Here is a 22791-nt window from a genome sequence, read left to right as displayed (position 1 = left end):
GTCGCGGTGCCTTTCGGGGGAAAAGTTTTTTGGTTCTTTTTTTCAAAAAAGAACGGATTTCCCGTTTATTCCGGATGTGAGATGCCCGAACACGACAGGCTGGACAAAAGTTTTTCGCCCAACGCGGCAGAAGCTCGGCTCTATGACCTCTGGGAGACCTCCGGCGCTTTCGCCGCCGTGCCGGAGAGCGACAAGCGCCCTTTCACCATCATGATCCCGCCGCCCAACGTCACGGGCAGCCTGCATATGGGTCATGCGCTTACCTTCACCCTGCAAGACGTGTTGATCCGCTGGAAGCGCATGGCCGGGTTTGATGCGCTGTGGCAGCCGGGCACCGATCACGCCGGGATTGCGACGCAAATGGTGGTCGAGCGCCTGCTCGCGGCCGAGGGCACCTCGCGCAAGGAACTCGGGCGCGAAAAGTTTCTGGAGCGCGTCTGGCAGTGGAAAGCCGAGTCCGGTGGCCAGATCACGCAGCAGCTGCGCCGCCTCGGCGCTTCGCTGGATTGGCAGCGCGAGCGGTTTACGCTGGACGAAGGGCTTTCGGCGGCGGTGCGGAAGGTTTTTGTCAAGCTTTACCGCGAAAAGCTGATCTATCGCGCGCACCGGCTGGTGAACTGGGATCCGAAGCTGCAAACGGCGATCTCCGATCTCGAAGTGGAGAACCGCGAGATCAAAGGCCATCTCTGGTACATTCGCTATCCCATCGCGGGTGAGAACGGCCGGTTCATTACCGTCGCGACGACCCGGCCAGAGACCATACTCGGCGACGTCGCGGTTGCGGTGCATCCCGAGGATGCGCGCTATCGCGATCTGATTGGCCGGAGCGCCCATTTGCCGCTGGTTGATCGTGAAATCCCGATCATCGCTGACGAATACGTTGATCGCGAGAAGGGAACCGGTGCCGTCAAGATTACGCCTGCCCACGATTTCAACGATTTCAAGCTGGGGGAGCGGCACCGTTTGCCGATGCCGTCGGTGCTGGATCGACTGGCGCGGGTTTCGCTTGCGGGATTGCGTCAGCTTCATCGTGACCTGCCAGGATTCGTTGGCGAGCTTGACGGCAAGGATCGCTTCGAAGCACGGGCGCTCATCGTCGAGCGGTTGAAAGTCATTGATCTTCTCGAAAAAACCGAGCCGCACACCCATCAAGTGCCGCATGGCGACCGCTCCGGCGTGGTGATCGAGCCGCTCTTGACCTGGCAATGGTTCGCGGATGCGAAGGTGCTCGCGAAAGCCGCGATCGAAGCGGTGGAGCAGGGAGAAACCCGCTTCGTGCCTGAACAATGGCAAAACACGTTTTTTGCCTGGATGCGCGAGATCGAGCCCTGGTGCATCTCGCGTCAGCTCTGGTGGGGCCATCGTATTCCGGCCTGGTACGGGCCGAAGGGTGAGATTTTCGTCGCCGAAACCGAGGAGGAAGCTCGCGAGCACTTCGGCATAGACGCTAAAATCTACCAGGATGAGGACGTGCTCGACACCTGGTTCAGCTCGGCGCTGTGGCCATTTTCCACCCTCGGCTGGCCGGAGGAAACGAAGGAACTCAAGCGCTATTACCCGACCGATGTTTTGGTGACGGGGTTTGACATCATCTTCTTCTGGGTCGCGCGGATGATGATGATGGGCCATCATTTCATGGGCGATGTGCCGTTCCGTGATGTCTATATCCACGGCCTCGTGCGTGATGAGCGCGGCCAGAAAATGTCGAAATCGAAGGGCAATGTCATCGATCCGCTGGCGCTGATCGATGAATTCGGCGCTGACGCCTTGCGTTTTACGATTTGCGCCGCCGCCGGGCCAGGGCGTGATATCAAGCTTGGGCGAAGCCGCGTCGAAAGCCAGCGGAGTTTTGTCACAAAGCTCTGGAACGCGGCGCGGTTTTGCGAAATGAACGGCATCGCGCCGGTCGCGGATTTCGATCCCGCGCAGGCGCAACACAGGCTCTCGCGCTGGATTTTGGATGCCGCCGATAGCGCGATCGCCGAGGCGACGAAGGCGCTGGAGGCCTATCGCTTCGATGACTACGCTCAGGTCTGCTATCGCTTTCTGTGGAACACCTATTGCGATTGGTTTCTGGAATTCATCAAGCCATCGCTTGCGGAAAATGCGGACGAAACCAGGGAGTTTCGCGCCGTCGCGGCGTATGTGCTGGGGGTGATCCTGCGCCTTTTGCATCCGGTGATGCCCTTCGTCACCGAAACCCTCTGGCATCATTTCGGCTTCGGCGCCGAAGGCAGCCTGATCCGCGCGGCATGGCCCACCGGTTCCGGGCGGGAGCGTTCGGAAAGCCATCGCGACGTCGAACGCGCGATCGCCTTGATCTCGGAAATCCGCGCGACCCGTGCTGCGCTCAACGTCCCGCCTTCGCGCCAAATCCCACTTTTCTATCCGCAGATCAGCTTTTCAATCTTTATGGGATGGGAAAGTGAAATCCGCCGGCTTGGGCGAATTTCGGACATCACTCTGATTGAAGGGGATCCCCCCGCCGGCTGCGTCCAAATCGCGATCGACAACGGCGCGACCAAAGCTTTCCTCCAGCTCACCGACGTGATCGATCTCGACGCTGAACGCGCGCGCCTGCGCAAGAAACGCGACGAAGCCAAGGCCGAATGGGAGCGCCACTTCCGCAAACTCTCGAACGCCGATTTCACCAAGCGCGCGCCGCCGGAAATCATCGAGGAGACCCAGGCGAAAATGTCAGCCGCCGGCGCCGAGGGGAGAGCCATCGAAGAAGCGCTGGCGCGCATCGGCGGATAATGCCCACCCACGGCATTTTGGAAGACGCGACCGGGCCGCGGAAAGGCTGATTTCGGGTTGATCGCTGATATCCCAATTGACCCGCGCGCCGGTCGATCGTGTTGAAGGATAGGCAAGCGGCAAACATGAGACGGCGAGCGGTGATGCTGGGATTGGTAACGACGCTCGCGGCTTGTGCCATCGCGACCGAGCGCCATGCGCCGATCGTGACACCGCCGCCGACTGAGGAGGATGGCGCGTTCGTCATGGCGGACGGGGCGCGTCTGCCCTATCGCCGCTGGCTGCCCTCTGGCGCGCCGCCGCAAGCCGTCATGCTCGCGTTGCACGGGTTCAATGACAGCCGCGATGCTTTCGAAATTCCGGCCCCCGCTTTCGCCGCCGCCGGCATCGCCCTCTACGCCCCCGACCAGCGCGGCTTTGGCACCGCGCCCGAGCGCGGCGGCTGGCCGGGCAGCGCCCGCTTGGTGCATGACGCGGCGCACATGGCCCGCTTGCTCCACGCCGAATACCCGCACATCCCGCTTTATCTGATGGGCGAGAGCATGGGGGGGGCGGTGCTGCTCTGCCTCGCCGCAAGCGCCGAGGCGCCGCCGGTTGCCGGCTATGTGCTGGTCGCGCCGGCGGTCTGGGGGTGGTCGGAGATGAATATTTTCCTCCGCGCCGCCCTCTGGCTCAGCGCCAGCGCCGCCCCCAATTGGCGTCTCACCGGCGCCGCCGCGCACGTGACGGCGAGCGACAATCGCGCCGCCTTGATCCGTCTCTCCACCGATCCGCTGACCATTCACAAGACCCGGATCGGCACCGTGCGCGGCCTTGTCGATCTCATGGACGAGGCGCAAGCGGCAGGCCGGCACGTCGCGGCGCCGACCCTGGTGCTCTATGGCGGGCATGATGCATTGGTGCCGAAACCGGCGATGGCGGCCGCGTGGCGCAAATTGCTGGTCGCGGCGCCGGCGGATTTGCGGCTGGCCTATTATCCCGAAGGCTATCACTTGCTGCTCCGCGATCACGATCGCGCCATCGTGATCGGCGACATTCTCCATTGGCTGCACGCGCCGGCGGCGCCGCTTCCCTCCGGCGCTGATCGCGCGGCACAAACATGGATCGAACGGCCCTGACCCTCACGCGAGCCACCCCCCGAGCGCGATCGCGAGCGCGATCGCGAGCCCAGCCTCGCGATTGGCCTTGAAAAGACGAAGGCAGAGTGCCGGGTCGTCGATGTCGAGGGCGATCACTTGCCAGGTGAGCAGCACCGCGGGCACGGCGAGGGCGGCGAAAAACCCGCCTCCGAGGCCGGCGAACCTGCCCGCGGCGAGCAGCGCGAGCAGCGCCAGCGCATAACAGACGGCGAGAAACCTCCGCGTGTGGCGGCCAAACAGGCGCGCCGTCGATTTCACGCCGATGAGGGCGTCGTCCTCGCGGTCCTGATGCGCGTAGATGGTGTCATAGCCGAGGATCCACAGGATTGCTGCGAGATAGAGCGCGGCGGCGGCGGCGTCGAGCCGGCCGGCGGCGGCGGCGTAGCCGAGCGGCGCGCCCCAGCCAAAGGTAACACCGAGCATGATCTGCGGCCACCAGGTCACGCGCTTGGCGAGCGGGTAGGTTGCAACCAGCGCGAGCGAGGCGACCCCGAGGATTTGCGCCAGCGTCGGCAACTGCAGAAGAATGACGAGCGAAAGCGCAAGCAGGGCGAGGAGAAAAACCGCTGCCTGCCGCATCCCGAGCACGCCCGCGGCCAGCGGACGGCCGGCGGTACGCGCGACGCGGCGGTCGAGATCGCGGTCCCACATGTCGTTGACGATGCAGCCGGCGGCACGCATCAGAACGCTGCCGATGGCGAAAAGGATGATGAGCCACAGCATCCGCCCCAATCGGGGCCGCGCGAGCAGGATGCTCCAGAGGCCGGGGAGAAACAAAAGCCAGGCGCCGATCGGCCGATCGAGGCGGGCGAGCAGGAAAAAGGGCTGCCAGCGCTTCGGCAGGCGGGCGATGAAACCGTCGCGAACGATATCGGTATGGGCGCTCATGGGTGCTACTCTCACCGCTATCATGCCAAGGTCAATCCGCCTTTACGCACCCGCTTCGCTCGCCGCCGGCGCTATCGTGCCCCTCTCGCCGGAGCAGGCACATTATCTCGGGAGTGTCATGCGGCTTGCCACGGGCGCCGAAATCGCCGTTTTCAACGCGCGCGACGGAGAATGGCGGGCGCGGATCACCAGTCTTCGTCGCGGCGCCGCAGCGCTTGCGATCGAAACCGCGCTGCGCGCGCCGACCATGGAGCAGCTCCCCGATCTCTGGCTGGTCTTCGCCCTTCTCAAGCGCCAGGCGACCGACCTCGTCATCCAGAAGGCGACCGAACTCGGGGTTGCCGCGATTTTTCCGGTGATCACGATGCATAGCCTCGGCGAGCGGATCAATCTCGCGCGGCTGGAAGCGATCGCGCGGGAGGCAGCGGAGCAGAGCGAACGGCTGTCGCTGCCGGAGATCAGGGCGCCGCAACCGCTTTCCGACCTCCTCGCCGGCTGGCCGCGCACGCGCCGCTTGGTTGCCGCGATCGAGCGCGCCGCAGCGCCGCCGCCGGCCGCCGGCGAGGGGCCCACTGCGCTTATCGTCGGGCCAGAGGGAGGATTCGCGCCGGCGGAGCTTGACTATCTGCGCGCGCGTCCCTTTGTAGAGCCGGCGACGCTCGGACCACGCATCCTCCGCGCCGAAACCGCCGCGATCGTCGGGTTGGCCCTGCTTCAGGCCGCGCCCCGACCGCCTTGATCGCGCCCGCCCATCTCCCGCGCTGCTGTTCCGGTGGCGCACCAAAAGGTCACGAACGCCGCATGTCCAATCCTGGTGAGATCGACGCCACCCCTATCACCGACCGGCGCCAGCTCGCCGCGTGGCTCGAAGCCGGTGCCAAGCCGCGCGAGGCTTGGCGGATCGGCACCGAGCACGAAAAATTCGGCTTCCGCCTCGCCGATTTGTCTCCCCCACCCTATGAGCCAGACGGCATCGGCGCCGTTCTCGGCGGCTTCGAGCGCGCCGGCTGGGCGCCGATCCTCGATCGCGGCCGGATGATCGGGCTCAAGGGCGGGGATCGGCGCAACCAGGCTTCGATCTCGCTCGAGCCGGGGGGACAATTGGAACTTTCGGGTGGTCTGCTGCCCGATCTCCACGCGACGGCGCGCGAAATGGCGACGCATTTTGCCGAGATGCATGACGCCGCCGACCCGCTCGGCCTCGGCTTCGCCGCGCTCGGCTTTCATCCGCTGGCCCGGCGCGAGGCGATGCCGTGGATGCCGAAAAGCCGTTACGCCATCATGCGCCGCTATATGCCGATGCGGGGTGCGCTCGGCCTCGACATGATGCTCCGCACCTGCACGGTGCAAGTCAATCTCGATTATGCCTCGGAAGCCGATATGGTGCGGAAGCTCCGCGTTGCGCTGGCGTTGCAGCCGCTGGCAACCGCCCTCTTCGCCAATTCCCCTTTCACCGAGGGTCGGCCGAACGGGTTTCTTTCTTACCGGGCTCAGGTCTGGACCGACACCGATCCCGATCGCACCGGCATGCCGGCGGTGTTTTTCGAAGACGGCTTCGGTTTCGAACGCTATGTTGAGTGGGTGCTCGACGTGCCGATGTATTTCATTCAACGCGCGGATGGCTTCATCGACCTCGCCGGCCAATCCTTCCGCCGCTTTCTCGACCACGGCCTCGATGCGGTGCCCGGCGAACATGCGGTGATGGGGGATTTCGCGGATCATCTGACCACCGTTTTCACCGATGTCCGACTCAAGCGATTCCTCGAGATGCGCGGGGCGGATGCCGGCTCGCCGGCGATGATGCTGGCGCAGAGCGCGCTCTGGACCGGGATCCTTTATGACGATGCCGCCCTGGCGGCCGCCGCGGCGCTGGTGCGGGCGCGGCCCTGGCAGGATTTCGCGGCGTTGCGCGCCGTGGTGCCGCGCATTGGGCTCCATGCCCCATGGCCGACGCCGGCGCGGCCGGATGGGACGTTGCGCGATCTCGCGCGCGACGTGGTGATGATCGCGAGCGACGGGTTGCGCGCCCGCGCCCGGCGCGACGAGGATGGCAGCGATGAGCGCCGCTTCCTCGCCCCGCTGGCGGAGATCGTTGCAGGCGGGCCGACCCAGGCCGAGCATTGGCTCGCCCGCAACGAGACCGCCTGGGCCGGCGACACGCGGCAGATTTTCCACGAATCGCGGCTTTGACCGGCAAGCGCGGACGATGCGCAACGAGTCGCGCTCGCGGCGCGGCGTGATCACAAAAATGTGCCTTCGTAGTCTTTGGGCCCGTATCGGCACGCACCCGTCTTTTTCCCGTCTCGCCGGATTATTAAATATTCCGATGCGCTAAAAAACGCATGGCGTCGTTGATATCGGGATTTCGACTGCCGATTCTTTTCGGAAATGACATTTTAGCGCGGCCGCCATGTCGGCGCGATGGAGCGCGGCAAACAGAAATGCTTGCAGTCCACACGGGACTCTGTAACTATAAAAAAATGCTGATGTCACGCACCGCCGAACTCACCTCTCTCGGGCGCCCCGCCGCCCGTGCCGGCGAAGAGCGGCTGCGCCTCAGGCTGTTCGGCGCGATGGAAGCGGCCGCGGCCAATGGCGACAGCGCGCTCCCCAACGGGCGCAAAACCCGCGCCTTGCTGGCCATGCTGGCGCTGGCGGCGCCGCGCCCGGTCAGTCGCGCCTGGATCGCCGAGACGCTGTGGAGCGGCCGCCCCGAGGAGCAGGCGCGCGGCTCGCTGCGCCAGGAAATTCATCGCCTGCTCGATTGCCTCGGCCCGCTTGGCCCTGAGGTGCTGGCGATCGGGCGCGAACAGATCGCGCTCCGCCCCGGCACCACCTGGATCGACGTCGCCGAGGTGCTGCGCGCAACGCCCGCCATGCCCGAGGCTTTGCGCCTGATCGGCGGCGAATTGCTCGCCGATCTCAGTGGCCTCGATCCCGCCGCCGATCTCTGGCTAGCCGGCGAACGCAATCGGGTGCGCAGTCATGCCCGCGCCGTCGCCGAAGCGCTGCTCGCCGAACAAACGACGCCGGACGGCATGATCACCGCCGCCCAGCAGCTCCTCGCCATCGACCAAACCCACGAAGGCGCATGGCGGGCGCTCATTCACGCCTATGCGGTGCGCGGTGAGCGGGGGCTCGCGATCGAGGCCTTCGGGCGCTGCCGCGCCGCCTTGGCGCAAGCGCTGGACGCCCTGCCATCGGATGAGACCCGCGAATTGCTTGCCGAAATTCGCTCCGGGAACGCGCCGCCGCTCAAAAACCGCAGCCCGATTGCGGCGCCACCGCAGGTCCGCAGCGGCAGACGGCTGGGCGTGCTGCCGCTTCAGAATTTCGGCGAGGACTCGCATGGGCGTGGCGGCGCCGGTGAACTCGCGATCGTCATCGCCGAGGAAATCACCAGCGCGCTCACCCCGTTCCGATGGCTTGACCTCGTTTCCTGCTCGGCGCTGGCCCGCTTCGCCACCGAGACCCGCGATGAAACCGCGCTCCGCCGCGCCTTCGGCCTCGATTTCCTGGTCGATGGCACGCTTCAGCGCCAGCGCACGACAGCGGGTGACATGCATCGCGTCACGCTCCGCCTCATCGATCTCCATGCCGGCAACCACATCGCCTGGGTGCAGCGTTTCGACCATCGCGCCGATGACCCGCTCGGTCTTCAGGACCGCGTCGCCGCGCTTGCCGCGGCGCGAATCGACCTCGAGGCACAGCATCTCGAAATTCGCCGCGCAGCCCAGCCGCAGGCCAGCGCTGCCGGACGTGTCGAGCGCGACATTTCCGCCTATGAGGCGATGCTGCGCGCGCGCGGGCTCATGTTCCGTCTCGATCGCACGCAATTCCTCGCGGCCGGCTCGCTCCTCGATCTCGCCGCCGAACTCGACCCCGATTACGCGGCGCCGCGGGCAGAGATCGCCATCTGGAACGCCCTCCTGATCGCTCAGGGGTGGGCTACCAACCCCGAGGAGGCCCGCGCCCGCGCCGCCGCCGCGGCGCAGCAGGCGATTGCGATCGACCCACAGGATGCCCGCGCCTTCGCCATTGCCGGCTACATCAAATCGGCGCTCGCGCGGCGCCATGACGAGGCGCTGGCGTTCAGCCGTCGGGCGGTGACCCTCAACCCGAACCTCCCGCTCGCTTGGGGCTTGGCCGGTATCACCGAACTCGGCCGCGGCGATCTCACCGCCGCCGAGCAACGCTTCGCCCGCTATAAGGAGCTGGTGCCGCTCGATCCGCAGGCTTTCGTGATCGATCTCGGCCTGGCGCTGCTCGCGTTCCTCCGCGGCGACTTTGAAACCACCGCCGTCCTCGCCCGCGAAATCAGCGAGATCCGGCCCTCCTTCCGCGCGGTCTATCCGATGCATCTCGCAGCCCTCGGCCATCTCGGCCGCAACGCCGATGCCGCGCAAGTGCGGGCGCGGTTCGGGCATCTCGATCCCGGCCACAGCGTTGTCAGCATTCTCGACCAGTGCCTGCTTTCCCGCGCCGCCGATCGCGACCTTCTCGCCGAAGGCCTGCGTCTCGCCGGCGTCCCCGAACTTCCCGCGCGCTAAACGCGCCAGATGCTGGCGGCTTGGTGCGCCGAACCGCTCGCCAAAGCGATCGCCGACGCTGATGCAGGATTGGCGTTAGCGTTCGGCCGGCGCGCCATCGATCAGCGCCGCGACATCCGTGCGGCCCGAGTCCCTGAGACCGGCGACGACCCCGGCGCGATCGGCTTGTGTGCGGTTCTGGCTCATTTTCCATTTGCCTTCGAGCCGCGTCAGGGTCAGCGTGAAGCCAACGATGCCCTTGAGCTGGGCGGCAATGAAATCCGCCGGCGCGTCCTCGACTGCCCAGGGCGTGGCCCGCCCGCTCTCGTGGCGTTCGGTCAATCGCTTGACCAGGGTGAGGAGCCGGGCCGGCTCGTCAAAAAAGTAAAGCCGTCCCTCAGCATGGATGGTAACGTAGTTCCAGGTCGGCACCACCCGCCCGGTTTCGCGCTTGCTCGGATAAAACGAGGGCGAGATATAGGCATCCGTTCCCATGAAAATGGCGAGCGCCATCGCCCCGTCGCCGCGTGCCAGGGGATTGCCGCGGGCGATATGGCCCGAAAGCGTGCCGAGCGGCGCCGGCTCCGGGTCGAGCAGCAAGGGGAGGGGGCTCGCCTCGAACCCATCGCCGGCGGCGATGATCAGATTGGCGAGCGGCGCCGCCCGCATCATAGCCTGCAAGACCTCCAGACGATCTTCGCGAAATGCCGGCGGATTATACATGCGTCCCTCCCTCAGGGCGTCGCGGGCAGGAATTGCGGTGGCAGCAAGGCGTTGGCGTAGGCTACCGGATGGGTCAGCAGATAATGCGCCGCCTCGAGATCGGCATCGGTGCCGAGCGCTGCCGGGCAGGCGCCGCGAATCTCGAGAACGATGTCCGGCGGCACCGGCGCCCGCGCGGTGCGATGGGCGGCGAGCGCTGTCGCCAGAGGCCGCTTGCCGGCATCGAGATCCTCCCATTCCTGCGCCAGCAGCGTGGCGCCGAGGCTGGTGCAGATCTGCGGCAACAGGCCGAGATCCTGGATCGGCCAGCCGAGCGGCGCCAGAACACGGCTCCAGGTTACGTATAATTCGCCACCATCGGGCAGCGTCGTCACCGTCTGAATCAGGCCTTTGCCAAGCGTCGCGCTGCCGAGCACGACGGCACGGCGATTATCGGCCAAGGCCGCGGCGGTGATCTCTGCGGCGCTGGCGGTGCGGCCATCGACCAGCACGGCTACCGGAACGTCATCGGCGTGCGGCTCGGCATCGGCGGCGAGCACCCGGTTCGCCATCGGATCGCGCCCGGCGGTGGTGGCGATCAGTCCGGCGCCCAGCAGGGAGCCGACGACGCTCACCGATTGCTGCAACAGGCCGCCGCGATTGCCGCGCAAATCGAGGACGATGCCACGCGGCCGCACGCGCCCTGAAAAAACACCGTTCAGCGCCGCGTCCACCTGTTGGTCGGTGCCACGCTGAAATCCGGTCAGGCGAAGCATGGCGATGTCATCGGCCAAGGCGCTGACGAAGACGGTCTGCGCCGTGACCGGGGCGCGCACGAGATCGAAAGTCTCGCGCCGCCCCTCCCGCGTGCGTAACGTTACCCGGACATGGCTGGCGCTCGGCCCGGTCAGCATCGCGGCGACGGCGATGGCGTCGGCATGCCCGACCGGCTCGTGATCGAGCGCGAGAACAACCGCGCCGGGTTGGATGCCGGCGCGCGCGGCCGGGGTTCCTGCGAGCACCGCGGCAACGGTGATGCCGCCGTCGCGCTGATCGAGGATCAGCCCGACGCCGCCGTCACTACGCCGGCCTTGGCGGTCGATTTCGATCTCGCCGGGCGGCGAATAGCGCGAATAGGGATCGAGATGGGTGAACAACTCATCGAACAGGCCGCGGATGAGCCCTTGCATGCCGCCGCGGCGGACCAGTGCCGAGGCCTCCCAGCCACTTGCGGCGACCGCGGCGGTGATCTCTCCCCACCCTGCGGCGTCCTCGGCGGCCGGGGCGGCGCGCGCAAGCCGCACCTCCCCGCCGACCCGGAGTTCCACTTGTCCGTCCTGCAGTGTGACCGAAAGCGAGGGATCCATCACCGCGAGCCCACGCAACAGCCAGAGCGCAAGGCGCGGGATCGGCACTGGCTCGAGCGTGCGCGGCGCCATGAAGGCATAGGCGGCGGCGAAGACCTGTCCCGCGAGCGGCGTCGGGAACGCCGCCCCGGCGACATTTTGCGCCTGGGCCGGCCAGGCAAACAGCAGCAGGAGCAAAAAACGCGCCGTTTTCACGTTCGCCGCGACGACGACAGCCGCTTCGTCTTCGCCGCCCGCTTGCCGGCCGGCCTCTGGCGCGTGGCGGGTGTGCCGGACGTCTCATCGAGGATGTGGAATATCATGCCGCCGGTGAGCGGATTGGCTTCGATAAGCCGCACCGTGACCGCCTGGGCGAGCCGATAGCTGATCCGGCGCCGACGCCCTGACAGCATTTGCGATCCGAAGTCGAACATCCATTCATCATCAGGCAGAGACGAGAGCGGAACGATTCCGCTGGCACCCGTTTCCAACAATGTGACGAATAAAACCGCGCGCGTCACGCCGGAAATGCGGGCGGCGAAATTTTCGCCGATGCGATCGGCGAGGAAGGCCGCGAGATAGCGCTCGATCGCCGCCCGCTCGGCGGCGGCGGCGCGGCGCTCGGTTGCGGTGATGTGCGATGCGACATCCTCGAGGCTGGCGACCTCATCGGGTTGCAGCCCATCCGGGCCGAGGTGAAGGGCGTGGATCAAAGCGCGATGGACGAGAAGATCGGCATAGCGGCGAATCGGGCTGGTGAAATGCGCGTAGCGGGCCAGCGCGAGGCCGAAATGGCCGATATTTTCCGGGCTGTAGGCGGCCTGCGAGAGGCTGCGGAGCATGGTCTCGTTGACCAGCGGCGCCTCCGGCCGGCCCGTGATGCGATCGAGCACGGCGCCGAGATCGCGCGGATGCAGCCGGTCGCCGGGCGCGAGGCTGATCCCGAAACCCGCCAGCATGTCACGTAAGGCCACGAGTTTCTCTGGCGCCGGCGGCGCGTGGACGCGAAAGAGGCAGGGCACGCGCCGCGCCTCCAGCGTCTCGGCGGCGGCGACATTGGCGAGCACCATGAATTCCTCGATCAGGCGATGGCTGTCGCGGCGCAGGCGCGGCCGAATGGACGCGATCCGCCCGGCCGCGTCCAGCGTCACCACTTGCTCGGGGAGATCGAGATCGAGAGCGCCGCGCGCCATCCGCTGCGCCTGCAATGCCCGAAAGGCGCCATAGAGCGGGTCGAGAAGGCTCGCCATCTGGCCGGATTCATGCGCATCCTCGACCTCGTCATAGGTCAGTCGCGCATGGCTTTGCATCAGACCGCGGCCGAAGCGATGGCTCAGCCTCTCGCCATTGGCGGCAATCCGCATCTCGACGAAAAGACAACCGCGCGGCTCACCCGGGCGCAGGCTGCACCAGCCGGCAGACAGCGCCTCGGGCAGCATCGGCACCACGCGATCGGGAAAATAGACGCTGTTGCCGCGTAGCCGCGCCGCCTGATCGAGCGCCGAGCCGGGGCGCACATAATGCGCGACATCGGCGATCGCGACGATCAGGCGAAAACCGCCGCCGACCATCGGCTCGGCGAACACTGCATCGTCGAAATCGCGGGCGTCCGCGCCATCGATGGTGATCAAGGGGATCGCGCGCAGATCTTCGCGCGCGCCGAGCGGAACGGCGCCGGCGCGCGCCGCCTCGGCGAGCGCCGCCTCTGAAAAATCGACTGGAATGTCGTGCGCGGCAATCGCAAGCAAGCTCACCGCGCGTGCTTCGCCCTCGCGGCCGAGCCGGGCGATGACGCGCGCCGGCTTCAGCCCATAACCGAGTGTTGGCAGCGGGATCGCCTCGACGATTTCGCCCGGCTCGGCGCCGCCAGTCTCGCCCGGCGGCACGCGCCATTCCGCCCGCGCGCGGCGATCCGCGGGCACGATCCGCCCGGCATCGGGATGCGGCGAGGCCGCCACGCTTGCGCGAAACACGCCGAGGATACGACCCTGGCGGTCGCTGAGCCGCTTGATCGTGCGCCCCTCGTAGCGGCCATGGGCGATCGGGCGGAGCCGCGCCAGCACCCGCGCGCCAAGCGCCAGCGCCGGCCGTCCGCGCGGCTCGGGCGCCATCAGGATCGCCGGCGCCGGCCCGTCTGCGGTCCAGTCGAGCGGCCGCGCCACTGCTTCGCCGTCGCGATCGAGGCTAATGACCTCGACCGGCAGAATCTCGGGCAGACGCCCCGGCGCGCGATCGCGGCGGGCGCCGGCGGGGGCGATTTGGCCCCCCTCGGCGAGCGCGCGCAGGAGATCGCGCAACCCGGCGCGATGTTCGGGGCCGAGGCCGAAGGCGCGGCTGATCTCGCGCTTGCCGAGGCGACCGGGCTGATCGGCGAGAAAGCGGCGGAGTTCCGCCAAGTCGGGCAGAAAGCCGCCGCGCCGTGCCACGGTCAGGGCGCAGCCTTGCGTGGTTTCGCGGCCGGCACGGCTTTGGCTTTCGCCGGCCGTGTCCCTGGCTTTGCCTTGGCTGCGGCGGGTTTGCGCGCCGGCACCTTCGCCGATTTTGCCGCCGCCTTCGGCGCCGCGGGCTTGGCCGCCTTCGCCCGCGCCGAGGACGCGCCTTTGCCGTTCGCTTTCGCCGCCGCCTTGCCGCGCGGGCGCAAAACCTTGCCCTTCTCGGCGAGCAAAGCGACCGCCTGTTCCGCCGTCACCTCCTCCAATGCCATGCCGCGCGGCAGATTGGCGACCATCTGACCATGCTGGACATAGGGCCCGAACCGGCCCTTACGCACCGTGATCGGCGCCGAATCCTTGGGATGCGGGCCGAGATTGCGCACGCTCGCGAGTTTCCGCGCCAGAAGATCGACGGCACGGTTGAGCCCGACCGAAAGCACGTCGTCATCGCGGTCGAGCGAGGCATAGACGCCGCCCATGCGGATGTAGGGGCCGAAACGGCCGAGCCCGGCCGCGATCGGTTCGCCGGTTTCGGGGTGCAGCCCGATCTGGCGCGGCAGCGAAAGCAGGCCGAGCGCCTGCGCCAGCGTAATCTCCTCGCCATTCATGCCGCGCGGCAGCGAGGCGCGCTTCGGCCGCGCCTTCGACTTTGGATCATCGGGCGCCTCGCCCTGCTGGACGTAAAGCCCATAAGGGCCGCGGCGGACGGTGATGTCTTCTCCGGTCTCGGGATGCTGGCCGAGAAGACGCATGCCTTCACGCAGCGTCTCCGCATCGCCTTCGCCGCCTTCGATCGCGAGTTTGCGGGTATAGCGGCATTCGGGATAGTTCGAGCAGCCGATGAAGCTGCCATGCCGGCCGAGGCGCAGGCCCAGCCGGCCGCTGCCGCACGCGGGACAGAGCCGCGGATCGCTGCCATCGGCGCGTGGCGGAAAAAAATGCGGCCCGAGATCACGATCCAGCGCCTCGATGACGTCCGAGACCTTGAGATCCCGCGTCTCCTCGACGGCAGCGGAAAACGCGTCCCAGAAGGCGCGCATGACTTCCCGCCAGCCCACCCTGCCGCCAGAGACGTCGTCGAGCTGCTCCTCGAGGGCGGCGGTGAAGCCGGTATCGACATAGCGGTTGAAAAAGCTGACCAGAAACGCGGTCACCAGCCGGCCACGATCCTCGGGAATGAAGCGACGCTTTTCGAGCCGCACATAGGCGCGCTCCTGCAACACCGAAAGGATGGAGGCGTAGGTGGAGGGGCGGCCGATGCCGAGTTCCTCCATCTTCTTGACCAACGACGCCTCGGAATAACGCGGCGGCGGCTGGGTGAAATGCTGATCGGCGCGGACCTCGCCGAGCGCCGGCCGCTCACCCTCCGCCATTGCCGGCAGAAGGCGGCCTTCCTCCTCGCCCTCGGCCTCGTCCTGATCCTCGCGATAGAGTTTCAGGAAGCCATCGAAGGCGAGGGTCGAGCCGGTGGCGCGGAGCCGCGTCCCGCCGGCGGCGATCTCGACGCTGACCTGATCGAGTTCGGCCGATTGCATCTGGGCCGCCGCCGCACGCTTCCAAATCAGCTCGTAGAGCCGGCGCTGCTCGGGCGAGAGATGGGGGGCTGCGCGCTCGGGGGTGAGCGTGATGTCGGTCGGGCGGATCGCCTCATGCGCTTCCTGGGCGTTCTTGGCCTTGGTCTGGTATTCGCGCGGCCGCGCCGGCACGTAATCGGCACCGAAAGCGGCGCGGACATGGTCGCGGATCGCGGCGATCGCCTCGGCCGCCATTTGCACGCCGTCGGTGCGCATATAGGTGATCAGGCCGACCGCCTCGCCGCCAATGTCCACCCCCTCATAGAGCTGTTGCGCGAGACGCATGGTCTGCTGCGCGCCGAAGCCGAGCTTGCGGCTCGCTTCCTGCTGGAGTGTCGAGGTGGTGAAGGGCGGCGGCGGATGGCGCTTGACGCGCTTTTTCTCGACCGCGGTGATGCTGAACCCGCCTTTGGCGACCGCCGCTTTCGCCGCCAGCGCCGCGCGCTCGTCGGCGAGATCGAACGGATCGAGCCGCTTGCCATCGAGATGGGTGAGGCGGGCGGTGAAGGGATCGTCACGCGGCGTCGTGAAATCTGCCTCCACCGTCCAATATTCGCGGGCCCGGAAGGTCTCGATCTCGGCCTCGCGCTCGCAGATCAGGCGGAGTGCGACCGACTGCACGCGCCCGGCGCTCCGGCTTCCCGGCAATTTCCGCCACAAGACCGGCGACAGGGTGAAGCCGACCAGGTAATCGAGCGCCCGGCGCGCGAGATAGGCCTCGATCAGCGATTGGTCGAGATCGCGCGGATGCGCCATCGCGGTGCGGATGGCATTTTTGGTGATTTCATTGAAACTGATGCGATAGACTTCGACGCCCTTGAGCGCCCGCCGCGCCTCCAGCATGGCGCGGACATGCCAAGAAATCGCCTCCCCCTCGCGATCCGGGTCGGTTGCGAGATAGAGCCGGCGCGCCCCTTTCAGCGCCGCGGCGATGGCGGCGATCTGCTTCTCGCCCCGTCCGTCGGCCTCCCAATCCATGGCGAAATCCTGCTCGGGCCGCACACTGCCGTCTTTGGGCGGGAGATCGCGGACATGGCCGAGGCTCGCGAGGACGGTGTAACCGCCGCCGAGATATTTGTTGATAGTCTTGGCTTTGGCCGGGGATTCGACAACGACGACGTCGGACATGGATTTCCAGCTCAGTAAGGCAGGCGTGGGATCAAGACACCGCGGATCCTGCGATCAATGCGACACGGTTGCCAGGGAGGGTTTCCACCCGCCCGGCGATTTCCAACTCCAAAAGCGCCGCCATCACGGCGGCGGGGGACAAGTGACAATAGCGCAGAAGCTCGTCAACCGCGACCGGCGCAGGGCCGAGTAGCGAAAGCAGCGCGGCGCGGCCATCGTCATCGACCGCCATCGGCTCAGGATCGGGCGCCGCGGCCGCGGCGGCGGGCGCGATCGGCGTCAGCGTCTCGCGAAAACGGCGGCCCTCGCCCGCCTCGCCGCGAGCGGGAAGATTGTCGAGGATGTCGGCGAGCGTTTCGGTCAAATGCGCGCCTTGGCGAAGCAGGTGATTGCTCCCGAGACAGCGCGGATCGCGCGGCGAGCCGGGGACGGCGAAAACCTCGCGCCCGGCCTCGGCGGCGAGGCGGGCGGTGATCAGGCTGCCCGAACGCAGCGCCGCCTCCACAACCACGCAGCCGAGCGCGAGGCCGGCGATGATGCGGTTGCGGCGCGGGAAATGCCGTGCCTGCGGCGCGGTGCCGAGCGGCGCTTCGGCAAAGACACCGCCAGCAGCAGCGAGGCGTGCCTGGAGCGCCGCGTTCTCCGGCGGATAGGGGCGATCGAGGCCGCCGGCGATCGCGGCGAAGCTGGTGCCGGCGCGGAGCGCCCCCTCATGCGCCGCCGCATCGATCCCGCGCGCAAGGCCCGAGACCACGACATAGCCGGCCCCGGCCAGCGCCTCGGCAAGCTCGGCGGCGATCCGGCGGCCGTTGAGCGAGGCATTGCGGGCGCCGACGATGGCGATCGCGGGGCGCGCCAAGAGATCGATGTCGCCTTCGAAGGCGAGCACGGGCGGTGCGTCCTCGAGGGCTGCGAGGAGCGGCGGATAGGCGTCGGTGTCGAGAAACAGATGCCGCCCGCCGCGCGCCGCGACCGCCTCGATCTCGCGCGCGGCGGCGCGGGCTGAGGGAATGCGTGGCGGCACGGCGCGCCCGCCCGCGCGGGCCAAGGCCGGCAGGGCCGCAAGCGCCGCGCCAGCATCCCCATAGCGGCGAATCAGCCGGCGATAGGCGATCGGCCCGACCCCTTCGCTGCGGGCAAGGCGCAGCCGCTCCAGCGCGTCCGCCGGCATCATGGGCGAACAACACTCATGACTTGGCGCCGATCCGCGGCTCGGTGCCGGCGCGCAGGCGGGCGATATTGGCGCGATGGCGCCAGACGATCAGGGCGGCGATGGCGAGGGTCGGCGCCAGCGCGACGGGGCCGGCGAAGATGAAGACGAGAAGCGGACTCGCGGCCACGGCGATCAGGGCGGCGAGCGAGGAGCGGCGGCCGATCACGGCGACGAGCAGCCAGATCAGGCATGCGAGCACGCCCGCCGGCCAACACGCGGCGAGCAACACGCCGAGGGCGGTTGCCACCCCCTTGCCGCCGCGAAACCGGAGCCATAGCGGGAAGACATGGCCGATCACCGCGGCAAGTGCCGCGAGCCACATCACCGTCGGAACGCCCGGCGCGAGCCACCCGCACACCAGCAGCACCGCAGCCGCACCCTTGGCGGCATCGAGCAGCAGCGTCGCCGCGGCAAGGCCGCGCCGGCCGGTGCGCAGCACGTTGGTCGCACCGATATTGCCCGAACCGATGGCACGGATGTCGCCGAGGCCGGCGAGCCGGGTGAGCAGCAATCCGAACGGGATCGCACCGAGGAGATAGCCGAGGGCGATCGCGCCCCAAACCGCGAAAAAGCTCATCCGAACACGCGCCGCCCGGCTTTCCAGGTGCCGAGCACTCTTCCTTCCAGCGCGCGGCCGTCAAACGGCGTATTCTGCGCCTTGCCGGGCAGGGCGCCGGCGGTGACGCGAAAGGCGCGCTCGGGGGCAAAGAGACAGAGATCGGCGGCCAGCCCCTTTTCGAGCCGCCCGGCCGCAACCCCCAGCAGCCGCGCAGGCGCGATGGTGAGCAATTCGATGACCCGCGACAGGGTGAGGCGCCCGCCATGATATTCCGCGAGCGTCACCGCAAGCAGCGTCGCAAGCCCGGCGCCGCCCGGCGCCGCTTCGGCGAAGGGCAGGCGCTTGTCATCGGCATCACGCGGCTGATGGTCGGAAACCACGGCGTCGATGGTGCCGTCAGCCAATGCCGCGGCGACGGCTTGCCGGTCGGCCTCGGCGCGGAGCGGCGGCGAGAGCTTGGCGTAAGTGCGAAAATCACCGATCGCAAGCTCATTCAAGGCGAAATAGGGCGGCGCGGTATCGCAGGTGACGGCAATCCCGCGCGCTTTCGCCGCGCGCACCAGCGCCAGCGCCTCGGCGGTCGAAAGCCGCGAGAAATGCACCATCCCGCCGGTGAGTTCGGCAAGGCGGAGATCGCGCGCGACCTGGATCGCCTCGGCGCAGGCGGGAATCGCGGGTAGGCCGAGCCGGGTTGCGAGTTCGCCCTCGGTTGCGGCACCGCCAGCGGCGAGCGATGGCTCCTCGGGATGCTGGACGATGCGCGCGCCGAAGCCACGGGCATAAGCGAGCGCAAGCCGCATCAGCCGCGCCGGGTGGATCGTGCGCGCGCCGTCACTGAACGCGACCGCCCCGGCCTCACGCAAAAGACCGAGTTCGGCCAGCTCCTCGCCCCGGCAGCCGCGCGTCACCGCGCCATAGGGGAGGATGGTGAGGCGCCCGGTCGCTTCGCCGCGCGCTCTCAGAAAATGGACCAGGGCCGGATCGTCGATCGCCGGGTCGCTATCGGGAAGAACGGCAAGCGTGGTGATGCCGCCGGCCGAGGCGGCGGCGGCGGCGGAGGCGATGGTTTCGCGATATTCAAAGCCAGGCTCGCCAAGGGCGGCGCGCATATCGACGAGACCGGGGCAGAGCACCGCGCCGCCGCCATCGATGATCTCCGCCCCGCCGCTCGTCGCGAGAGTCTCGGCGATATCGGCGATGACGCCGCCCCGCACCAGAAGCGCGCCGGCGCCATCGCGCCCGCTCGCGGGATCGACCAGGCGGACATTACGAAACAAGAGATCGGGGTGCGTTTCAGACATTGCGCGACAAGGCCCGGCTGCGCGCAAGCGTGTCGAGCACCGCCATGCGCACCGCGACCCCCATCTCGACCTGCTCGCGAATGACGCTATGAGCGGGATCGTCGGCGAGGGCGCTGTCGATCTCGACGCCGCGATTCATCGGCCCGGGATGCATGACCAAGGCATCGGGCTTGGCATGGGCGAACTTCTCGGCATCGAGCCCCCAGAAGCGGAAATATTCGCGCGCGCTCGGCACCAGGCCGCGCGCCATGCGCTCTTTCTGGAGCCGCAGCATCATCACCACATCCGCCCCGGCGAGCCCGGCCTTCATGTCATGGAAGACGGTGACCCCGAGCCCCGCGATCGCCGCCGGGATCAGCGTCGGCGGGCCGACCACCCGCACCGTCGCGCCGACGGTGACCAGGAGATGGATATTCGAGCGCGCGACCCGGGAATGCGCGACGTCACCGCAAATGGCGACGACGAGCCCGGCAAAATCCCCCTTATGGCGGCGGATGGTGAGGGCATCGAGCAGCGCCTGGGTCGGGTGCTCATGGGTGCCGTCGCCGGCATTGATCACCGCTGCGTCCACTTTCTGGGCGAGAAGGCTCGGCGCGCCCGACTGCGCATGGCGGACCACCAGGAGGTCGCACTGCATGGCATTCAGCGTCGCCGCGGTGTCGAGCAGCGTCTCGCCTTTGTTCACCGAAGACGCCGCGACCGACATATTGATGACATCGGCGCCGAGGCGCTTGCCGGCAAGTTCGAAACTGGTGCGCGTGCGGGTGCTGTCCTCGAAAAAGAGATTGATCAAGGTCCGCCCGCGCAGCATGTCGCGCTCGGTGCGGCCGGAGCGGTTGAGCAGCACATAGCTCTCGGCGAGATCGAGGAGATGCGCGATCGCCGGCGGCGCCAGCCCCTCGATCGTCAGCAGATGGCGCGGCGGCTCGCCCAAGGAGGCGATCAGGTTCTGGCCGCCGAGACCGCGACGACCGCGGTATCGTGCTCCTCGGTGCACCCGCGCACGCCAAGCCCGGCGCAGACCAGGGCGTGCACCACGACTTCCGCCTGAACGGCGTTGGGATCAGCCTCGACATCGATCGGGATCAGCCAGCGCGGCGGCCCAGCGGCTTTGGCCGGGGCGGCGGCATAGGCCGGGAGATCGACGCTGTCGCGGGTCAGCGAACTCAAAAGATGGCCTTCGCTGTCGAAAAAGCTGATCTCGACAATGATGGCGCGATAATCGAGCGGTCCCGGGTTCAGGATACAGCCGGTGAGCTTGGCGGTGCCATTGGTCGCCGCGAGCTTGGCGTCACGCAGGATCGGCGCGTTGCTGATGCTATGCAGAGCACCGAGACAGGGGGCTGGATCGAGGGGCATGAGACCGAGATGAACGATCGGCGTCCCTGGCTGCCGCGGCGGCGGCATTTGGCAGCCCGTAAGGACGAGCGCGGCGGCGAGCGCGCTGAGCGCGGAAAATTTGCGAAGACGCGTCACCATGGCTTCCTCTCTTAAACATGCCATCCTCTCTCACATCGGTGCGTCGATCATAACCGCAACGGGAAGGCGAGGGAAATCATCGCGCGCGCTTTCATCCGAGGGCGGCCGTGAGGCGAGCCAGCGTCTCCTCGCGCCCCAGCGCCGCAAGCGTCGCGTCGATCGGCGGGCTAGTGGTCGCGCCGGTGAGGGCGGCGCGGAGCGGCTGCGCCACCTCGCCGAGCTTTTTTCCGTGCGCTTCGGCGAAACCGCGAAGGGCGTCATGCAGCGCCGCCGGCGTGAAGGCGGCGGCGGCGAGCGTTTGCGCCACCTCGCCGAGCATCGCCCGCGCGCCGGGGGCGTCAAGCAACGCCTGCGCCTTCTCGTTCATCGGCAGCGGCGGCGGGCGCGCGAGAAACGCCGCGCTCTCGGCGAGTTCGACGAGGGTGCGGGCGCGTTCCTTGAGTGCCGGCATCAAAGCCAGGATGCGCGCCCGCGCCGCCGCGTCGAGAACGAGGCCGGATTGGCCGGCAAGCCGCGCCATCACGTCCTCGGCGAGCCGCGCGTCATCGCCGGCACGCAGCCAGACGGCGTTGAGATGGGTGAGCTTGGCATAATCCATGCGCGCCGCGCCGCGCCCGACGCCGTCGAGATCAAATAGCCGGATCGCCTCTTCCCGCGAGAGGATTTCGGCGTCGCCATGCCCCCAGCCGAGCCGCAACAGATAATTGCACACGGCCTCCGGGAGGAACCCTTGTTCGCGGAATTCCAGCACGCTGACCGCGCCGTGGCGCTTGGAAAGCTTCGCCCCATCCGCTCCGTGGATCAGCGGGATATGGGCAAAGCGCGGCATCTCCCAGCCCATCGCCTGATAGATCTGGACTTGCCGAAAAGTGTTGGTGAGATGGTCATCGCCACGGATGACATGAGTGATCGCCATGTCGTGATCATCGACGACGACGGCGTGGAGATAGGTTGGCGTGCCATCGCTGCGCAGGATGATCATGTCGTCGAGTTCGGCATTGGCGACCCGCACGGAGCCCTGCACGAGATCCTCGACCACGGTCTCGCCGTCGCGCGGGGCTTTGAGGCGGATGGCGGGCGCGACATCCGCCGGCGCCTCGGCCGGGTCGCGGTCGCGCCAGCGCCCGTCATAACGCGGCGGGCGGCCTTCTTTCAGCGCCTGCTCGCGCATCACGCGCAGTTCCTCGGCGCTGGCATAGCAGCGATAGGCGCGCCCGGCCGCGAGCAGGGCGTGCGCGACCTCGGCATGGCGCGCGGCGCGCGTCGATTGGAACAGCGGCGGCTCATCGGGGGTTAGTCCAAGCCAGGCAAGCCCATCGAGAATGACCTGGACCGCCTGATCGGTGCTGCGGGCGCGATCGGTATCCTCGATGCGCAGCAGGAATTGCCCGCCATGGTGGCGGCTGAAGAGATAATTGAACAGCGCGGTGCGGGCGCCGCCGATATGCAAAAGCCCGGTGGGACTGGGCGCGAAGCGGGTGCGGACGGTCATGGCGCGCTTCTAGACCAGGATCGCCGCGGGTTAAAGCGACCTCGCCCGAGAAAACGCGGCGCGCGGGCGCGCGGGGATCGGCAAGGGCCGATTAGAGCAGCCCTTCGCGCCGCAAACTGATCCATCGACCATTGCCGACGATGACGTGGTCGTGCAGCGTGAGCGAGAGAACCCGCGCCGCCTCGCGCACGTCGTTGGTCATCTCCACATCCTCGGGCGAGGGCGTTGGGTCGCCGCTCGGATGGTTATGGA

17 protein-coding genes are annotated in these 22791 nt (G+C 67.7%); 5 read left to right on the top strand and 12 right to left on the bottom strand.

Features of this window, described 5'->3' with window-relative positions; genetic code table 11:
• The first annotated feature begins 81 nt into the window (after positions 1–81).
• Together ACP5M5_RS06355 and ACP5M5_RS06350 are read left to right on the top strand one after the other, a co-directional pair.
• On the top strand, positions 82–2757 hold the full coding sequence (locus ACP5M5_RS06355) for a valine--tRNA ligase (RefSeq protein WP_427936256.1): 2676 nt from the start codon (positions 82–84) through the stop codon (positions 2755–2757).
• 125 nt (positions 2758–2882) lie between these two features.
• The gene (locus ACP5M5_RS06350; protein ID WP_427936254.1) at positions 2883–3875 is read left to right on the top strand and encodes an alpha/beta fold hydrolase; all 993 of its coding nucleotides are present in this window, start codon (positions 2883–2885) and stop codon (positions 3873–3875) included.
• Positions 3876–3878: 3 nt separating this feature from the next.
• Here the strand turns inward: ACP5M5_RS06350 and ubiA are convergent, their stop codons facing one another.
• Entirely contained in the window at positions 3879–4784 is a 906-nt protein-coding gene (gene ubiA / locus ACP5M5_RS06345) for a 4-hydroxybenzoate octaprenyltransferase (protein ID WP_427936252.1), read from the bottom strand.
• Between ubiA and ACP5M5_RS06340 the strand changes: the two genes are divergently transcribed.
• The 3 genes from ACP5M5_RS06340 to ACP5M5_RS06330 all read left to right on the top strand — a co-directional run bounded on the left by ACP5M5_RS06340 (position 4747) and on the right by ACP5M5_RS06330 (position 9334).
• Positions 4747–5523, top strand: a complete 777-nt coding sequence (locus ACP5M5_RS06340; RefSeq protein ID WP_427936251.1) for a 16S rRNA (uracil(1498)-N(3))-methyltransferase — start codon at positions 4747–4749, stop codon at positions 5521–5523. The two genes, ubiA and ACP5M5_RS06340, sit on opposite strands and share 38 nt — an antisense overlap.
• 62 nt (positions 5524–5585) lie before the next feature.
• Complete coding sequence (locus ACP5M5_RS06335; RefSeq protein ID WP_427936250.1) at positions 5586–6974, top strand: glutamate--cysteine ligase; 1389 nt, start codon at positions 5586–5588, stop codon at positions 6972–6974.
• 296 nt (positions 6975–7270) lie between these two features.
• Complete coding sequence (locus tag ACP5M5_RS06330) at positions 7271–9334, top strand: BTAD domain-containing putative transcriptional regulator (protein ID WP_427936249.1); 2064 nt, start codon at positions 7271–7273, stop codon at positions 9332–9334.
• Between the two features lie 75 nt (positions 9335–9409).
• Here the strand turns inward: ACP5M5_RS06330 and ACP5M5_RS06325 are convergent, their stop codons facing one another.
• From ACP5M5_RS06325 to ACP5M5_RS06275, 11 genes are all read right to left on the bottom strand, one after another.
• A complete protein-coding gene (locus tag ACP5M5_RS06325) occupies positions 9410–10036 on the bottom strand; it encodes an FMN-binding negative transcriptional regulator (protein WP_427936248.1) in 627 nt (208 codons plus the stop codon).
• Positions 10037–10047: 11 nt separating this feature from the next.
• Complete coding sequence (locus ACP5M5_RS06320) at positions 10048–11577, bottom strand: S41 family peptidase (protein ID WP_427936247.1); 1530 nt, start codon at positions 11575–11577, stop codon at positions 10048–10050.
• Positions 11574–13787 carry a ribonuclease R family protein gene (locus tag ACP5M5_RS06315; protein WP_427936246.1) on the bottom strand — a complete coding sequence of 738 codons (2214 nt, stop codon included), beginning with the start codon at positions 13785–13787 and terminating at the stop codon, positions 11574–11576. The genes ACP5M5_RS06320 and ACP5M5_RS06315 overlap by 4 nt, the downstream gene beginning before the upstream one ends.
• Before the next feature lie 2 nt (positions 13788–13789).
• Positions 13790–16495, bottom strand: coding sequence for a type I DNA topoisomerase (topA, locus tag ACP5M5_RS06310; protein ID WP_427936245.1), 2706 nt, complete (start codon positions 16493–16495; stop codon positions 13790–13792).
• Between the two features lie 31 nt (positions 16496–16526).
• Positions 16527–17669: a DNA-processing protein DprA gene (dprA, locus tag ACP5M5_RS06305; protein WP_427936243.1), complete on the bottom strand. Its 1143-nt coding sequence runs from the start codon at positions 17667–17669 to the stop codon at positions 16527–16529.
• Between the two features lie 13 nt (positions 17670–17682).
• Positions 17683–18285, bottom strand: coding sequence for a glycerol-3-phosphate 1-O-acyltransferase PlsY (plsY, locus tag ACP5M5_RS06300; RefSeq protein ID WP_427936242.1), 603 nt, complete (start codon positions 18283–18285; stop codon positions 17683–17685).
• Positions 18282–19568, bottom strand: a complete 1287-nt coding sequence (locus ACP5M5_RS06295) for a dihydroorotase (RefSeq protein WP_427936241.1) — start codon at positions 19566–19568, stop codon at positions 18282–18284. Before ACP5M5_RS06295 ends, plsY begins: the two co-directional genes overlap by 4 nt.
• On the bottom strand, positions 19561–20502 hold the full coding sequence (locus tag ACP5M5_RS06290) for an aspartate carbamoyltransferase catalytic subunit (protein ID WP_427936240.1): 942 nt from the start codon (positions 20500–20502) through the stop codon (positions 19561–19563). Before ACP5M5_RS06290 ends, ACP5M5_RS06295 begins: the two co-directional genes overlap by 8 nt.
• Before the next feature lie 8 nt (positions 20503–20510).
• Positions 20511–21047 carry a hypothetical protein gene (locus ACP5M5_RS06285; RefSeq protein WP_427936238.1) on the bottom strand — a complete coding sequence of 179 codons (537 nt, stop codon included), beginning with the start codon at positions 21045–21047 and terminating at the stop codon, positions 20511–20513.
• A gap of 91 nt (positions 21048–21138) precedes the next feature.
• Complete coding sequence (gene gltX, locus ACP5M5_RS06280; protein ID WP_427936236.1) at positions 21139–22539, bottom strand: glutamate--tRNA ligase; 1401 nt, start codon at positions 22537–22539, stop codon at positions 21139–21141.
• Between the two features lie 91 nt (positions 22540–22630).
• A partial coding sequence (locus ACP5M5_RS06275; RefSeq protein WP_427936300.1) for a JAB domain-containing protein occupies positions 22631–22791 on the bottom strand: 161 nt, incomplete at its 5' end.

Source organism: Acidibrevibacterium sp., from assembly GCF_049965395.1.
GTDB classification, from domain to species: domain Bacteria; phylum Pseudomonadota; class Alphaproteobacteria; order Acetobacterales; family Acetobacteraceae; genus Acidibrevibacterium; species Acidibrevibacterium fodinaquatile.
Note: the sequence above shows the minus strand (reverse complement) of the source record. Positions and strands in the feature narration are given on the sequence as shown.

Coding starts and splice junctions, on each gene's coding strand:
- ACP5M5_RS06355 (WP_427936256.1), top strand. CDS start 82: ATGCCCGAACACGACAGGCTGGACAAAAGTTTTTCGCCCAACGCGGCA.
- ACP5M5_RS06350 (WP_427936254.1), top strand. CDS start 2,883: ATGAGACGGCGAGCGGTGATGCTGGGATTGGTAACGACGCTCGCGGCT.
- ACP5M5_RS06340 (WP_427936251.1), top strand. CDS start 4,747: ATGAAACCGTCGCGAACGATATCGGTATGGGCGCTCATGGGTGCTACT.
- ubiA (WP_427936252.1), bottom strand. CDS start 4,784: ATGAGCGCCCATACCGATATCGTTCGCGACGGTTTCATCGCCCGCCTG.
- ACP5M5_RS06335 (WP_427936250.1), top strand. CDS start 5,586: ATGTCCAATCCTGGTGAGATCGACGCCACCCCTATCACCGACCGGCGC.
- ACP5M5_RS06330 (WP_427936249.1), top strand. CDS start 7,271: ATGTCACGCACCGCCGAACTCACCTCTCTCGGGCGCCCCGCCGCCCGT.
- ACP5M5_RS06325 (WP_427936248.1), bottom strand. CDS start 10,036: ATGTATAATCCGCCGGCATTTCGCGAAGATCGTCTGGAGGTCTTGCAG.
- topA (WP_427936245.1), bottom strand. CDS start 16,495: ATGTCCGACGTCGTCGTTGTCGAATCCCCGGCCAAAGCCAAGACTATC.
- dprA (WP_427936243.1), bottom strand. CDS start 17,669: ATGATGCCGGCGGACGCGCTGGAGCGGCTGCGCCTTGCCCGCAGCGAA.
- plsY (WP_427936242.1), bottom strand. CDS start 18,285: ATGAGCTTTTTCGCGGTTTGGGGCGCGATCGCCCTCGGCTATCTCCTC.
- ACP5M5_RS06295 (WP_427936241.1), bottom strand. CDS start 19,568: ATGTCTGAAACGCACCCCGATCTCTTGTTTCGTAATGTCCGCCTGGTC.
- ACP5M5_RS06285 (WP_427936238.1), bottom strand. CDS start 21,047: ATGGTGACGCGTCTTCGCAAATTTTCCGCGCTCAGCGCGCTCGCCGCC.
- gltX (WP_427936236.1), bottom strand. CDS start 22,539: ATGACCGTCCGCACCCGCTTCGCGCCCAGTCCCACCGGGCTTTTGCAT.